This window comes from Pseudomonas sp. RIT-To-2 (genome assembly GCF_029623465.1).
Classification (GTDB): domain Bacteria; phylum Pseudomonadota; class Gammaproteobacteria; order Pseudomonadales; family Pseudomonadaceae; genus Aquipseudomonas; species Aquipseudomonas silvicola.
Genome location: NZ_JAPYKM010000002.1, coordinates 176,109 through 189,581, shown reverse-complemented (window position 1 = coordinate 189,581; position 13,473 = coordinate 176,109). Strand labels below are relative to the sequence as shown.

The following is a 13,473-nucleotide window of genomic DNA, read 5'->3' as shown; positions in this document are numbered from 1 at the left end:
TGCAGGGCCGAGCATCGCCAGGCCCTGCACGTGCCGCCCAAGGGCTAGAAGGTATGGTCAGCTGTTTCCGGGTTCAGGTCATTGATGCCCAGCGTGCCCGCTGCCTTTTCAATGGAGCCGGTCTGCTTGACCAGCGCGCTGATGGCATCGCGCACCCGTTGCTGGCCCGCCTCATTGCCCGCAGCGATCAACTGATCGTAATGCTCGCCCTGCCTGGCCCGGTCGACGATGGTCTGCAGTCGCGCCTGGGTAGCGTCGAGGTCGGTGCGAAGCACTGCGTCGTGGGCCGGGTCGACCTTGGCTACCAGTGCGGACAGGCTCGGGCCGCTCACGCCGGTGCCATCCAGACGGGTGTATTCGCCCAGGTACACGTTGCGGATGCCCAGCGCGTCGTAATAGTGGGAGTAGTGGGTGTTGTCGCTGAAGCAGTCGTGCTCGTCTTCCGGCGAGTTGGCCTCCAGCGACACCTTCATGCGCTCACCGGCCAGCTCGCCCAGGGACAGGCTGCCCATGCCGAACAGCATCTTGCGCAGGCCGTTGCGGGCAGGCTCGGCTTCCAGGCTGGCGCGGTAGTTGTCGGCGACCCCGGCTTTCCACTGGCCGGCCATTTCCTCCAGGTCGGAAACCAGCAGGCGCGTCACGGCGCTCAGGTAGGCGCGACGGCGGTCGTTGTGGCCGCCGGTGGCATCCGGCCCCTGCAGGTAATCGGAAGCGGGGCGGTCGCCGGCACCAGGGCCGGTGCCGTTCAGGTCCTGGCCCCACAGCAGAAACTCGATGGCGTGGTAACCGGTGGCCACGTTGGCCTCCGAGCCGCCCAGCTCGTTGAGACTGGCCAGCGCTTCGGGGGTGATTTCGGTGATGTCGACCTTGTCTTCGCCGATCTGGATATGTTCATTGGCAATGATGTTGGCCTTGGCCGCCGGGTTGCCCAGGGCCGACTCATAGTTGGCGTCGACATAGTCGATCAGCCCTTCGTCCAGCGGCCAGGCATTAACCTGCCCTTCCCAGTCGTCGACGATGTGGTTGCCAAAGCGGAACACTTCACTTTGCAGGTAGGGCACGCGCGCGGCTACCCAGGCGTGGCGGGCGGCCTTGAGCGTACTGTCATCAGGCTTGGCGAGGAAGGCGTCGACCTTGTCCTGCAGGTCAAGGGCGCAGCGGTGGGCGTCCGTGTAGATGAACCAGGCCATGTCGGTGTAATGCTTCACCACCGCCTGTGCCGCGGCTTCGTCAACCTCGCCCTTGCCCGTGGCGGCGCCACTGCTGGCGGCTGCCTGGGCGGCGGGAGCCTGGTCTGGCTTGCTCTCGCCGCAACCGGCGAGCGAGACGGCGATGGCCAGCAGACCGGCGGTGGCCAGGGGCATGTGAGTCATGGCGATATCCTGCGTCGAGAGAGGAGGCGGGCCGACGGCCACGCAAAATCGGCGCAATCATGCGAAGGATATGCATTCTCTGTAAACAATGAAGATGTAAGCAAATTCATCAGGCCCGTGGGTGGCCTTCAGAGGCTGACTGCCTGGCTACGCTGAGCCTGTTTGAGAAAGGCCGTGAGTTCGCGGGCCGGCAGCGGCTTGCTGTACAGGTAGCCCTGCCCCTCGTGGCAGCCTTCGGAAATGATGTAACGCTCCTGCTCCAAAGTCTCGACGCCCTCGGCGATCACTTGCATGCCCAGGCTTTTACCCAATTGGATGATGGCGCGCACGATGGTGGCGTCATCGTCGTCCTCCAGCAGGTCCTGGACGAAGCTTTTGTCGATCTTGATCTTGTCCAGCGGCAGCGATTTCAGGTAACTGAGCGAGGAATACCCGGTGCCGAAGTCATCGATGGCAATCAGCGCGCCCGAGCGGCGCAGGCTCAACAAGTGCTGCGCGGCGGTGCTGATATCTTCCATCAGACCGGTTTCGGTGACTTCCAGTTCCAGGCTGCGCGGCGGCAGGCGGTAGATCTGCAGGAAATTGCTGACCACCCGGGGCAGTTCGGCGTGGTGCAACTGCACGGTAGAGAGGTTGACCGCCATGCGCAGGTCGTTGAAACCCTGGTCCAGCCACTCGCGCAGTTGCCGGCAGGCCTGGTCCATGACCCATTCGCCGATGGCGATGATGCTGCCGTTCTGCTCGGCCAACGGGATGAACTGGTCGGGCGGCACCAGGCCGTGCTCGGGGTGCTGCCAGCGCAGCAAGGCCTCGACCCCGACCACGCGGTGGTCGCGGTAGCTGATCTGGGGCTGATAGGCGAGAAACAGCTGGCCCCGTGCGATGGCTTCGCGCAGGTCCTTCTCCAGCTCGCGGCGCCGGCGCATTTCGCTGTCCACGCTGGCGATGTAGAACTGGTAGCGGTTGCGTGAGCGCGACTTGGCCAGGGTCATGGTTTGCTCGGCTTTCTGCAGCAGCTTTTCAGTGCTGTCGCCGTCTTCCGGGAACAGGGTGATGCCGATGGTGGCGCGCAGGCGAATCTCCTGCAGGTCGGGGCCGAATGGCGCCTCCAGGTCATCGAGGATGCTCTGCGCCAGTTCCGCGGCCTGGTAGGGCTGGTCGATGTCGGCCTGCACCAGGGCGAACTGGTCGCCCCCCAGGCGCGCCAGCGCGCCAAGGCGCCCACTGTGTGCGCGCAGGCGGTCGGCCAGGGCCAGCAGCAGTTGGTCGCCGGTCTGGTAGGTGAACTGTTCGTTGATGCTTTTGAAATCGTCCAGGCCCACGCACAGCACGGCAACCCGGCGTTGAAGCCGGCCGGCGTCGATCAGGATCTTGTCCAGCTGCGATTGCAGTTGCTGGCGGTTTGGTAGCCCGGTCAGGAAGTCGTACTGCGCCATGCGCAGCAGGGTGTTTTCGGCTTCATGGCGCAGGTGGGTGTTGCGTTCAATGGATTCGAGCAACTGGTTGGCCGTGTTGATCCACATGCCCAGTTCGTTCTTCTCGTGGCCCTTGAGGGCCGGCAGTTTGTGCTCGCTAGGGCGGTCGGGGTTGATCTGGGTCAGGTGTTCGATGATCTGTTTCAGTGGCCGTGTCAGCAGCCAGTGGTAGACCAGGTACAGGGCCAGGCCCAGGGCCATGGCCCGCAGCACGCCGGAAATGAAGATGATCACCGAGCTCATGATGAAGCCCTGGCCGTAGGGCGCGGTGTCCAGGGTGATGCTCAAGTCGCCGTAGTATTCACTGTAGGGCCCGCGGCCGACCAGTTGCGTGGTGAACGTGCGTTCCTGGCCCAGGATAGGGTCGGTGAGCCAGCGGGTGGCGGTCTGCAGCGGCGGGCGGGTCTTGTCGGCCAGCATGGGTTCGTTGGGGTGGCCGATGGAGGCAATGCGCACGGCGGTGTCCTGGAACAGGCCTTCGATGACCTGCATGCCCATTTCCCGGTCGAGGCTGTAGACCGCCTGCGTGGAAGGGTCGCGGAACATATCGAGGATACGCGCGGCGTCGTTTGCCACGGCCTGACGGGTCTTGTAGGCATCGAACACGATTTGGGCGCAACTGAGCACTACCCCTACGATCAGCGCAGAGAGCAGCACAACGCGTAGCAACTTCACCGACAAGCTGTTCTTGAGTTCCAGCTTCAAAGGGCCATTCCTTGTTGCATGCAGGTGGCATCAATATGCCATTATCAGTGGCAATCCCGGTGGGCAGTCAAGGGGGTGAGCCTTTGTAGATCTTAGCTGTATCGCAGATCGAGGCAAGGGGTTTGCGTTGCACGCTGCGAGGCGTGAAGAAACGCGCTGTAGTGGGGCACCCACAATGCTTGGGGCAGCACCTGATTCGCCGTGTTGGTTCACTGCAGATCTGTGTGGGTGCCAGCAAGGCAGCCAAGGTGATCTCACAGACGAATTGGCCCGAAACAGATGTGGGACCGGGTTTACCCGGGAAGCGCCGCGCGGGCGGCGCTCGATCTTGAGAACGGCCCAACACCATCGCCTGGCACCTGGAGGCCTTGATGCAATCGCTGGCGAGGAATATTGAAGAGCCCCTCATTGGCCCGTCTAGCAACCGGGTTGGGGCTGAAAGGCGCATGGCTTGGGTTTTGTAGCGCCCTTGAGACCGAGCGCCGCCCGCGCGGCGCTTCCCGGGCAAGCCCGGTCCCACATCTGTTTCGGGCCAGTTATGCCTGTGGCATCACCTGGTCCGCTTTGCAGGTCCACTGCAGATCCATGGCAGTGCCACGACTTTCCCGTCAATCCGTGAAGAACCATAAAAAAACCCGGCCGAGGCCGGGTTTTTCAGCAAGCTGGCAGCTTAGGCAGTGAAGGCTTTACCTTCGAACTGCTCGGCCACGAACTTCCAGTTGACCAGGTTCCAGAACGCCTCTACATATTTCGGGCGTACGTTACGGTAGTCGATGTAGTAAGCGTGTTCCCAGACGTCGCAGGTCAGCAGCGGGGTGTCGCCGCTGGTCAGCGGGTTGCCGGCGCCGATGGTGCTGGCCAGGGCCAGGGAACCGTCAGCTTTCTTCACCAGCCAGCCCCAGCCGGAGCCGAAGGTGCCGATGGAGGTCTTGCTGAACTCTTCCTTGAACTTGTCGAAGGAGCCGAATGCAGCGTTGATAGCGTCAGCCAGGGCGCCAGTAGGCTGGCCGCCGGCGTTTGGCGCCAGGCAGTTCCAGTAGAAGGTGTGGTTCCAGACCTGGGCGGCGTTGTTGAAGATGCCACCGGAGGAAGACTTGACGATTTCTTCCAGGGTCTTGCCTTCGAACTCGGTGCCTGGCACCAGGTTGTTCAGGTTCACGACGTAGGTGTTGTGGTGCTTGTCGTGGTGGTATTCCAGAGTCTCTTTGGAGATGTGCGGCTGCAGCGCATCGTGAGCGTAGGGCAGCGGCGGCAATTCGAAAGCCATGGTGATTCTCCTAATCAGGTCTGTTGCGGTGAGCGCAAGGCCGATCACGGGCGGCCAGAGATACGCCGGCGAGTTTTTACTCTTTGCGGCGCAAGCTTGGGATCATAGCACCGGGACTGCGGCATAACCACGCAACAACTGTGTGGGATAGAGGTTCCAGAGCGGCTGCGGCCCGCGGACCAGCGGCTCAGGCAAAAATCAGCTGAGCCGCCACGGCGAACATCATCACCGCCACCATCAGGTCCAGCACCCGCCAGGTGGCGGGGCGCGCGAGCCAGGGTGCCAGCCAGGCCGCGCCCAGCGCCAGGGTGAAGAACCACAGCAACGAGGCACTGGCGGCGCCGGCCACGTAGGCGCCGGGCTCGGCCTGCTGGGCGCCCAGGGAGCCAATCAGCAGCACGGTGTCCAGGTAAACGTGGGGGTTGAGCAAGGTCACCGCCAGGGCGCTGAGCAATACGGCCCGGCGCGAGCGCTGGCCGCTGTGCCGACCTTGTTGCAGGCTCTGCCGGGAGCAGGCGCGGCGCAATGCCTGGGCGCCGTACCAGAGCAGGAACAACGCGCCGCCCCAGCGCGCGACGTTCAGTAGCAAGGGGCTGTGGACCAGCACATTGGCCAGGCCGAACACCCCCAGTGTCACCAGTACCGCGTCGCAGAGCACGCACAGGGCGGCGACCGGCAGGTGATGCTCCCGGCGCAGGCTCTGGGCCAGAACAAAGGCATTCTGAGTGCCGATTGCCATGATCAGGCCTGCCGCCACCATCAGACCGTTTACGTAACTGTGCCACATGCCTGCCATTCTCCTGTTCAAGTGGTAGGAGTGTGGGGGGCTTTGGTGTATAAGAAAAACAAATAACGCTCATCGCTCATTAGGAAAAGTGATGTTTGATTACAAGTTGCTTTCCGCGCTGGCCGCCGTTACCGAGCAGGCCGGCTTCGAGCGCGCCGCGCAGGTGCTGGGGCTGTCCCAGTCAGCGGTGTCCCAGCGCATCAAGTTGCTGGAGGCACGGGTGGGCCAACCGGTGCTGGTGCGGGCTACCCCCCCAGTGCCCACGGAGATCGGGCGGCGCCTGCTGAACCATGTTCAGCAAGTGCGCTTGCTTGAACGTGACCTGCAAGGGCAGGTGCCAGCGCTGGACGAGGAGGGTATGCCGCAACGCTTGCGCATTGCCCTCAACGCCGACAGCCTGGCGACCTGGTGGGCCGCGGCGGTTGGCGATTTCTGTACCGCACGTGGCGTGCTGCTGGATTTGGTAGTCGAAGATCAGGACGTGGGCCTCAAGCGCATGCGCGCCGGTGAAGTCGCGGCCTGTGTCTGTGCAAGCGAGCGGCCGGTGGCAGGCGCGCGCAGTTTGCCCCTGGGTGCGATGCGCTACCTGGCGTTGGCCAGCCCCGGGTTTGTCGCCAGGCATTTCCCCGACGGCTTCGTTGCGGGACAATTGGCCCACACCCCGGCGCTGGTCTACGGCCCGGATGACTTGCTGCAGCACCGCTACCTGGCCGAACTGGGCATCGACGGTGGTTTTCTCCACCACCTGTGCCCTTCTTCCGAAGGCTTCCTGCGCATGGCCGAATTCGGCCTGGGCTGGGGGCTGGTGCCTGAGTTGCAGGCGCGGGGACAGCTGGCCAGCGGGGCGCTGGTGCAGTTGTTGCCCGAGCGCTGGATCGATGTACCGCTGTATTGGCACCACTGGCGTCATGGCGGGCAATTGCTCAGCGACCTTACGGACCACCTGGCACGTCAGGCAGCCCGCTGGTTGGTGGCATGAGCCTGTCCGAGCCCTTATTCAAGCTGAACCCGATGCGGAGCGTTTCATGAAAATTCTGGTGACCGGCGCAAGCGGTTTCATTGGCGGCCGTTTTGCCCGCCACGCGCTGGAACAGGGCCTGGAGGTGCGCGTCAGCGGCCGCCGGGCCGAAGGGGTGGAGCACCTGGTGCGCCGCGGTGCGCAGTTCGTGCAGGGCGACCTGACCGACCCGGACCTGGTACGCCGCCTGTGCATCGGTGTCGAGGCCGTGGTGCACTGTGCGGGCGCGGTGGGCAATTGGGGGCGCTACCAGGACTTTCACCGTGGCAACGTCGAGGTCACCGAGAACGTCGTCGAGTCATGCCTCAAGGAGCAGGTACGCCGCCTGGTGCACCTCTCGTCGCCGTCCATCTATTTCGATGGCCGCTCGCACCTGGCCCTGCGTGAAGAACAGGTGCCCCGGCGGTTCCATGACCACTATGGCAAGACCAAATACCTGGCGGAGCAGAAAGTCTTCGGCGCGGCGGAGTTCGGCCTCGAAGTGCTGGCCCTGCGCCCGCGCTTCGTTACTGGCGCCGGTGATGTCAGTATTTTCCCGCGGTTGCTGCAGATGCAGAAGAAAAACCGCCTGAAGATCATTGGCAACGGCTTGAACAAGGTCGACTTCACCAGCGTGCAGAACCTCAACGAGGCGCTGATGAGCGCGCTGCTGGCCGACGATTCGGCGCTGGGCAAGGCCTATAACATCAGCAACGGCGCGCCGGTGCCGATCTGGGACGTGGTCAATTACGTGATGCGCCAGATGAACCTGCCCCAGGCCACTCGTTACCGCTCCTACGGCCTGGCCTACACGGCCGCCGCGCTCAACGAGGGCGCGTGCCTGCTGTGGCCCGGGCGGCCACAACCGACGCTGTCGCGCCTGGGCATGCAGGTCATGCACAAGGATTTCACCCTGGATATCAGCCGCGCCAGGCATTATCTGAAGTACGAGCCCCAGGTCAGCCTGTGGGCAGCGCTGGACGAGTTCTGCGGCTGGTGGAGAGCCCAGGACCGAACCGGCAGCCGCTGAACCGGTATACTCGCAGCCATTTCAGGCCATCACTGTGCTTTTGCAGAAGGTTTTTCCATGCGTAACGACGCCCGTGACGACGATTTCGACAATGTCCCTCGCCTGAGCGCCAAGGAGGGGGATGACGACGATTTTGCCCCGGCTACCCCGGCCGAGCGCGGGCGCACCACGGTGTATTCGCGCACCACGCCGGTGGTCAAGGTGAAGGGTGCCAGTACCGGCCCGCTATGGGCGCTGGTCGGTGCCCTGGGCATTGCCCTGGTGGGGCTGGGCTGGTGGAGCTTTCAGCAGATTTCGCTGATGGAGCAGCAACTGGTCGCCACCCAGGAAAGCTTCGCGCGCATCAGTGAAGAAGCGGCGGGCCGGCTGCGGGATATCAGCGGCAAGGTCGTGGCTACCGAGTCCAGCGCCACCAGTGGCAGCGAGCAATTGAAACTGGAAATCAAGCAGCTGCAGGCGCAGTTGCTGGACCAGGGCCGTGCGCAGCAGGGCGTGGCTGGCCAGCAGGGCGACCTGGGCAAGCGTATCGATCAGGCGCTGGCGGTGGCCACCGCACAGCAGGCTGCCAATGATCAGGTGCAAGCCCAGCTCAAGAGCCTGAGCGCAGACGTGGCGACCCTCAAGGGCGGCCAGGCTGATGCGGGCAAGCTGGATACGCAGATCAAGGCTGTGGCGGCCGATGTGGCCGCGCTGAAGAAGCAAGGCAATGTGACCGGCCGGCTGGACAGCGTCGAGCAGGACCTGGTGGTGCTCAAAAGCGAAGTGGAGAACCGCCCGGCCCCGGCGGCCGCAACCAACACTGCCGAATTCGACTCGTTCCGTGGCCAGACCACGCGCAACATCACCACGTTGCAGAGCCAGATTCAGAACCTGCAGCAGCAGATCAATACCCGGCAGTGACGCGCACCAACCAATTGTCTTACCGCTGCAGGACCGGGCAAAGCTCGGCAATGGCACACCGCGCAGTGTCGGTGTGACGGCGCAGAGGCCTTCCCGGGTTTCGCCCGGTCCTGCAGGAGGCAGACAGTCGCTTTACAGCGTCGGGTAGTCCAGGTAACCCTCGGCCCCTTTGGCGTAGAACAGTTCCGGCCGGGCCTCGTTCAACGGTGCATCCGCCGCCAGGCGCGCCACCAGGTCGGGGTTGGCGATGAACGGCACGCCAAAGGCCACGGCATCGGCGGTACCGGCCGCCAGTGCGGCATTGGCGGTGGCCTTGGTGAAGCGCTCGTTGGCAATGTACGGGCCACCGAACGCGTCTTTCAGGGCAGCACCGATGCTGTCGTCGGCCTCCTTCTCGCGGGCGCAGATGAACGCCACACCGCGCTTGCCCAGTTCACGGGCCACGTAGCTGAAGGTTTCCAGGCGGTTGGCGTCGCCCATGTCATGGGAGTCGGCACGCGGTGCCAGGTGCACGCCCACCCGGCCTGCGCCCCAGATCTCGATGCAGGCATCGGTGACTTCCAACAGCAGGCGGGCACGGTTCTCCAGCGAGCCGCCGTACTGGTCGGTGCGCTGGTTGGTGCTGCTCTGCAGGAACTGATCGAGCAGGTAGCCGTTGGCACCGTGCACTTCCACGCCGTCGAAACCGGCGGCCTTGGCGTTTTCCGCGCCTTGGCGGTAGGCCTCGACGACGTCGGCGATTTCTGCGGTTTCCAGCGCGCGCGGGGTGGAGAATTCGGTGATCGGCCGTACCAGGCTGACGTGCCCGGCCGGTTTGATGGCGCTAGGGGCCACCGGTGTTTCGCCGTTCAGGTAGCTTTCATGGGAGATGCGGCCCACGTGCCACAGTTGCAGGAAGATGCGCCCACCGGCGCCATGCACGGCTTTGGTGATGTTGGTCCAGCCACGCACCTGGTCGTTGGACCAGATGCCGGGGGTGTCCGGGTAGCCCACGCCCATTGGCGTTACTGAGGTGGCCTCGGTGAGGATCAGGCCGGCGCTGGCGCGCTGCACGTAGTACTCGGACATCATCGCGTTCGGCACGCGGCCTTCGTCGGCGCGGCAGCGGGTCAGCGGTGCCATGATGATGCGGTTCGGCAGCTCGAGGTCACCCAGCTTGATCGGGTCGAAAATAGTGGTCATGGAACATGCCTCACAGGGGGTTGAAAAGGGCTCAGAGCTCGTGGCTCATCTGCTTGAGGAAGGCCTGAATGGTTTCCTCGTTGCGTTGGAAAAAGTGCCATTGGCCGACCTTGCGGCTGCTCACCAGCCCGGCGCGTTGCAGGGTCGCCAGGTGCGCCGAAACCGTGGACTGCGACAGGCCGCAACGCTGGTCGATCTGCCCGGCGCACACGCCCAGGTCGGTGCTGTGGTGCACCTGGTCGGGAAACTCGGTTTCGGGGTTTTTCAGCCAGTTGAGGATCTCTCGTCGAACCGGGTGGGCCAGGGCTTTGATGATTTCGTCGAGGTCGAGTGGCATGGCGGCAGGGCTCGTCAGGTGCAGTGCTATATCGCGATAAATCGAAATATATATCTGTAAATCGCGATATACAAATATGATCGCGTGCTAAGCAAATGATCTTCCGCTATATCGGGTTATAACGATACGGCTGTGGAGGTGGTACGCTCCAACCATGAACTATCTCGCACACCTGCACCTGGGCGGCCAGGAACCTGAACAACTGCTGGGCAGCCTGTACGGCGATTTCGTCAAGGGCAGCCTGCAAGGGCGCTATGCGCCTGCGCTGGTGCAGGCCATCCAGTTGCACCGCCGCATTGACGCCTTCACCGACAGCCACCCCATCGTGCTCGGCGCACTGGCGCGGTTCCCGGCGCAGCGGCGGCGGTACGCGGGCATCATCGTCGACGTGTTTTTCGACCATTGCCTCGCGTTGCATTGGCACGACTATAGCGATGTGCCGCTCAAGGACTACACCCGGAGCGTCTATCGGGTATTGGCGGCTGAGCCCGAGTTGCCGGGGCGGCTGGCGCGGATGGCGCCCTTCATGATCGCGGATGACTGGCTGGGTTCCTACCGGGAGTTCGCGGTGGTGGGGCAGGTGCTGCAAGGGATTTCGCGGCGCTTGTCGAAGCCGGAGGGGTTGTTGGGGGCGATGGAGGAGGTTCGGGAGTTGTACGAGCCGCTGACTCAGGACTTCAAGGATTTCTACCCCATTCTTCAAGCGTTCGCAGCGCGATGATCGCGGTGTGTGATTCCCGAGCTTCGCCCCGTCCTGCACTTAAATCGCATCTGTCTCTGTGATACCTGGCGAGGCTCGGGAACCAGACACGTCCAACCCTCAGGCCGCCGCCGACTCAGGTACCGGCTCCGCCACGCCGAACAACGCCTTGCGCACCGCTTCCTGTGCCTGGAACGCCAAGGCTGCCCGCTCCATCCCGGCACTCGGGATAGGCGTGAGCACGTGAATCTCCACTTCCCCCACGTCATGACTGAACAGCCGCATCAGGTGCGACAGCAGGTCGTCCTCGCCAATGAACGGCGCCAGCGGATCGATCTCGCCGTTACGCAGGTAACGGATGGCCACCGGCTGCAGGGGTATTTCGGTCTCCACGGCACTGGCCAGCAAGCGGCCGTGGAAAGTGCGCAGGCCACGTCCATCCGTGGTGGTGCCTTCGGGGAAGATCATCAGGGAGCTGTTGCCACGCAGGTGCTGGGTCATTTGCCGGCGAATCAACTGGCTGTCGCCCGAGCCCCGGCGGATGAACAGGGTGCCGGCCTTCAGCGCCAGCCAGCCGGCGATGGGCCAGGTGCGCACCTCGGCCTTGGACAGGAACGACAACGGCGCCAATTGGCCCAGCAGGGCGATGTCGGTCCAGGACACATGGTTGCTGACCCACAGCGTCGGTTGGGTAGGCAGGGTGCCGTGCACCGTGACCCGAAAGGGCAGGGCATTGCTCAGGCGTTGCATGAAAAAACGCGACCAGCGCTGGCGCCTGACCATCGAGTGGCGAATGCGCAGGCGCTCGTACAAGGTGAAGATCGCCGCCATGCTCAGGCCCAAAGCCACCACCAGCAGCACCCGGGCGACGCGCGCGTAGACGCGCCCGCGCGCCATCACACGGCCGCCTTGAAGTGGCGGGCGTAGCGTGGGCAGAGATTCTCGCGCTTGAGCAGGATGAACACATCGGCCACCTGGAATTCTTCGTCCCAGCACGGTTCGCCGCACACCTTGGCGCCCAGGCGCATATAGGCCTTGAGCAGCGGCGGCATCTCGGCGATCACGTTGGCCGGCACGTCCAGCTCCGGCAACGGTTTTTTCGGCTCGGCGCGCAGGTGTTCAGTGCACAGGTAGCGTTCGCGCAGGCGCTGCATGATCGCCCGCGCTTGCACGCCGCCGTCCAGCATGGGGATGCTGGCGCAGCCCATCAGGTAGCTGTAGCCACCTTCATTGAGCACTTCGGCCAGCTCGCCCCAGAGCACGGCGATGGTACCGCCATTGCGGTAATCGGGTGCCACGCAGGTACGGCCTATCTCCAGGATGGGGCCTTGCAGGCCGCCCAGCCCGTGCAGACTGAATTCTTCCTCGCTGTAAAAGCGCCCCAGGCCATGGGCGGCCTTGTGGTCGAGCAGGCGGGTGGTGGCCACCAGCGCCCCGGTGCTCAGGTCGCGCACACCGATGTGGCGGCAGTGGGCGTCATAGTCGTCCATGTCCAACCCCAGCTCGGCGCCTTTGAGCTTGGCATTGAACTCGCCACTGAAGACATTGAAGCGCAGGCTCTGGGCTTCGCGCAGGGCGTCTGCACCCGTCAGGCGTTCGGCTTGCAGGCGACGTTCGGTGCGTGTAACGCCAGATAGAGCGATCTGAGTCATTGCGAGTCTCCAAAAGCCAGCCATGGGGTTGCGGCCGGTCGACTTTGTTGTGCAAGCTCAGCCTAGGTAGGCCCAGTGTCATCACCGTTAAGCTTTGGTGATGCTTGTATGACAGCCCCAAGGAGCGCCCATGTCCTGGCTCAAGTTGCTTACAGCGCGTGAACGGTTGCCTTCGCTGGCCACCCTGACTGATACCTATGCAGCGCTGCTGGAGCGCCTGGGCCCGGTGTCGCCGTTCGATCTGGCGGTGCTGGGGGGCCAGGCGCTGCCCAGTCCCGGCCTGGCCTTCCTGGTGGGCTACCAGGCGGCGCTTCGGGTGCTGTGGCCCAGTGCGCCGCCCAGCCTGGGCGCCATCTGCGCCACCGAACAGCACAGCCTGCGCCCGGCTGACCTGCAGACCCGCCTGACCGACTTGCGCCTCAATGGCCGCAAAGACTTCGTTACCGCCGGCGACGCCGCTGACTGGCTGCTGGTAGCCGCGCGCAACGAGCCGCACGGGCAGGCACCACGTCTGAGCCTGGTGGTGGTCTACCCGGGTGAGCCGGGGGTTCGCCTTGAAGCGCTGCCGGCCTTGCCGTTCATGCCGGAGATCAGCCACAGCCGCCTGCACCTGGACAACGCCCTGTGCGAGCGCCTGGCCGGGGACGGCTGGGATGCCTACGTCAAGCCATTCCGCAGCCTGGAAGACCTGTATGTGCTCAGCGCCATGTTGGGGTGGTTGTATGGCTGCGGGCAAGACCACGACTGGCCGCAAGCATTGCAGTTGCGGCTGACAGGGCTGTTGGGCAGTTGCGCCGAAGCCACGCGTCAGAGCCCGGTGGCGGCCACCAGCCATGTGTTGCTAGCGGGGGTGTTCGAGCAGTTCGCGGCGTTGACGCCGCAGTTGGACGAAGCCTTCGCCGGCAGCCCCGCGGCGCTGGCCGAGGTGTGGATGCGTGATCGGGGGCTGCTGACCCTGGCAAGTGGGGCGCGGCAGAAACGGTTGGAAAAGGCCATCGAGACGTTGGGGTTGTAAGCCAGCATCACAGAGGACGCTGGATTGCGCTTTCGGGGCCGGGCGAAGCTCGG

General features: G+C 64.1%; 13 protein-coding genes. 5 read left to right on the top strand and 8 right to left on the bottom strand.

From position 1 onward, the window contains the following. Positions 1-44: 44 nt before the first annotated feature. From QBK88_RS02815 to QBK88_RS02800, 4 genes are all read right to left on the bottom strand, one after another. On the bottom strand, positions 45-1,373 hold the full coding sequence (locus QBK88_RS02815) for an imelysin family protein (protein WP_277960830.1): 1,329 nt from the start codon (positions 1,371-1,373) through the stop codon (positions 45-47). Positions 1,374-1,501: 128 nt separating this feature from the next. Beyond that, positions 1,502-3,553, bottom strand: a complete 2,052-nt coding sequence (locus QBK88_RS02810) for a putative bifunctional diguanylate cyclase/phosphodiesterase (protein ID WP_268148574.1) — start codon at positions 3,551-3,553, stop codon at positions 1,502-1,504. A 670-nt stretch (positions 3,554-4,223) separates the two neighbouring features. Beyond that, positions 4,224-4,820 carry a superoxide dismutase gene (locus QBK88_RS02805; RefSeq protein WP_268148576.1) on the bottom strand — a complete coding sequence of 199 codons (597 nt, stop codon included), beginning with the start codon at positions 4,818-4,820 and terminating at the stop codon, positions 4,224-4,226. A 187-nt stretch (positions 4,821-5,007) separates the two neighbouring features. Further along, positions 5,008-5,607, bottom strand: a complete 600-nt coding sequence (locus QBK88_RS02800) for a LysE/ArgO family amino acid transporter (protein ID WP_277960829.1) — start codon at positions 5,605-5,607, stop codon at positions 5,008-5,010. Between the two features lie 91 nt (positions 5,608-5,698). On the opposite strand from QBK88_RS02800, the gene QBK88_RS02795 reads away from it, so the two are divergent. From QBK88_RS02795 to QBK88_RS02785, 3 genes are read left to right on the top strand one after another with little or no spacing between them, the layout of a single operon-like run. Continuing rightward, entirely contained in the window at positions 5,699-6,586 is an 888-nt protein-coding gene (locus QBK88_RS02795) for a LysR family transcriptional regulator ArgP (RefSeq protein WP_277960828.1), read from the top strand. Positions 6,587-6,632: 46 nt separating this feature from the next. Beyond that, positions 6,633-7,634 (top strand): NAD-dependent epimerase/dehydratase family protein, encoded by a 1,002-nt coding sequence (locus QBK88_RS02790; RefSeq protein WP_277960827.1) that lies wholly within the window; start codon positions 6,633-6,635, stop codon positions 7,632-7,634. A gap of 57 nt (positions 7,635-7,691) precedes the next feature. Beyond that, positions 7,692-8,534 (top strand): ATPase, encoded by an 843-nt coding sequence (locus QBK88_RS02785; RefSeq protein WP_277960826.1) that lies wholly within the window; start codon positions 7,692-7,694, stop codon positions 8,532-8,534. Positions 8,535-8,666: 132 nt separating this feature from the next. Here the strand turns inward: QBK88_RS02785 and QBK88_RS02780 are convergent, their stop codons facing one another. Further along, positions 8,667-9,716, bottom strand: coding sequence for an alkene reductase (locus tag QBK88_RS02780; protein WP_277960825.1), 1,050 nt, complete (start codon positions 9,714-9,716; stop codon positions 8,667-8,669). A gap of 31 nt (positions 9,717-9,747) precedes the next feature. Beyond that, positions 9,748-10,053, bottom strand: a complete 306-nt coding sequence (locus tag QBK88_RS02775) for an ArsR/SmtB family transcription factor (RefSeq protein ID WP_268148589.1) — start codon at positions 10,051-10,053, stop codon at positions 9,748-9,750. Positions 10,054-10,207: 154 nt separating this feature from the next. On the opposite strand from QBK88_RS02775, the gene QBK88_RS02770 reads away from it, so the two are divergent. Further along, positions 10,208-10,774, top strand: coding sequence for an ACP phosphodiesterase (locus QBK88_RS02770; protein WP_277960824.1), 567 nt, complete (start codon positions 10,208-10,210; stop codon positions 10,772-10,774). 99 nt (positions 10,775-10,873) lie between these two features. On the opposite strand, the gene QBK88_RS02765 is transcribed toward QBK88_RS02770, so the two are convergent. Further along, positions 10,874-11,650, bottom strand: coding sequence for a lysophospholipid acyltransferase family protein (locus QBK88_RS02765; RefSeq protein ID WP_277960823.1), 777 nt, complete (start codon positions 11,648-11,650; stop codon positions 10,874-10,876). Further along, on the bottom strand, positions 11,650-12,405 hold the full coding sequence (gene olsB, locus QBK88_RS02760; RefSeq protein WP_268148595.1) for an L-ornithine N(alpha)-acyltransferase: 756 nt from the start codon (positions 12,403-12,405) through the stop codon (positions 11,650-11,652). The genes QBK88_RS02765 and olsB overlap by 1 nt, the downstream gene beginning before the upstream one ends. A 130-nt stretch (positions 12,406-12,535) precedes the next feature. Between olsB and QBK88_RS02755 the strand changes: the two genes are divergently transcribed. After that, complete coding sequence (locus QBK88_RS02755; protein WP_277960822.1) at positions 12,536-13,420, top strand: acyl-CoA dehydrogenase family protein; 885 nt, start codon at positions 12,536-12,538, stop codon at positions 13,418-13,420. The last annotated feature ends 53 nt before the right edge of the window (positions 13,421-13,473 follow it).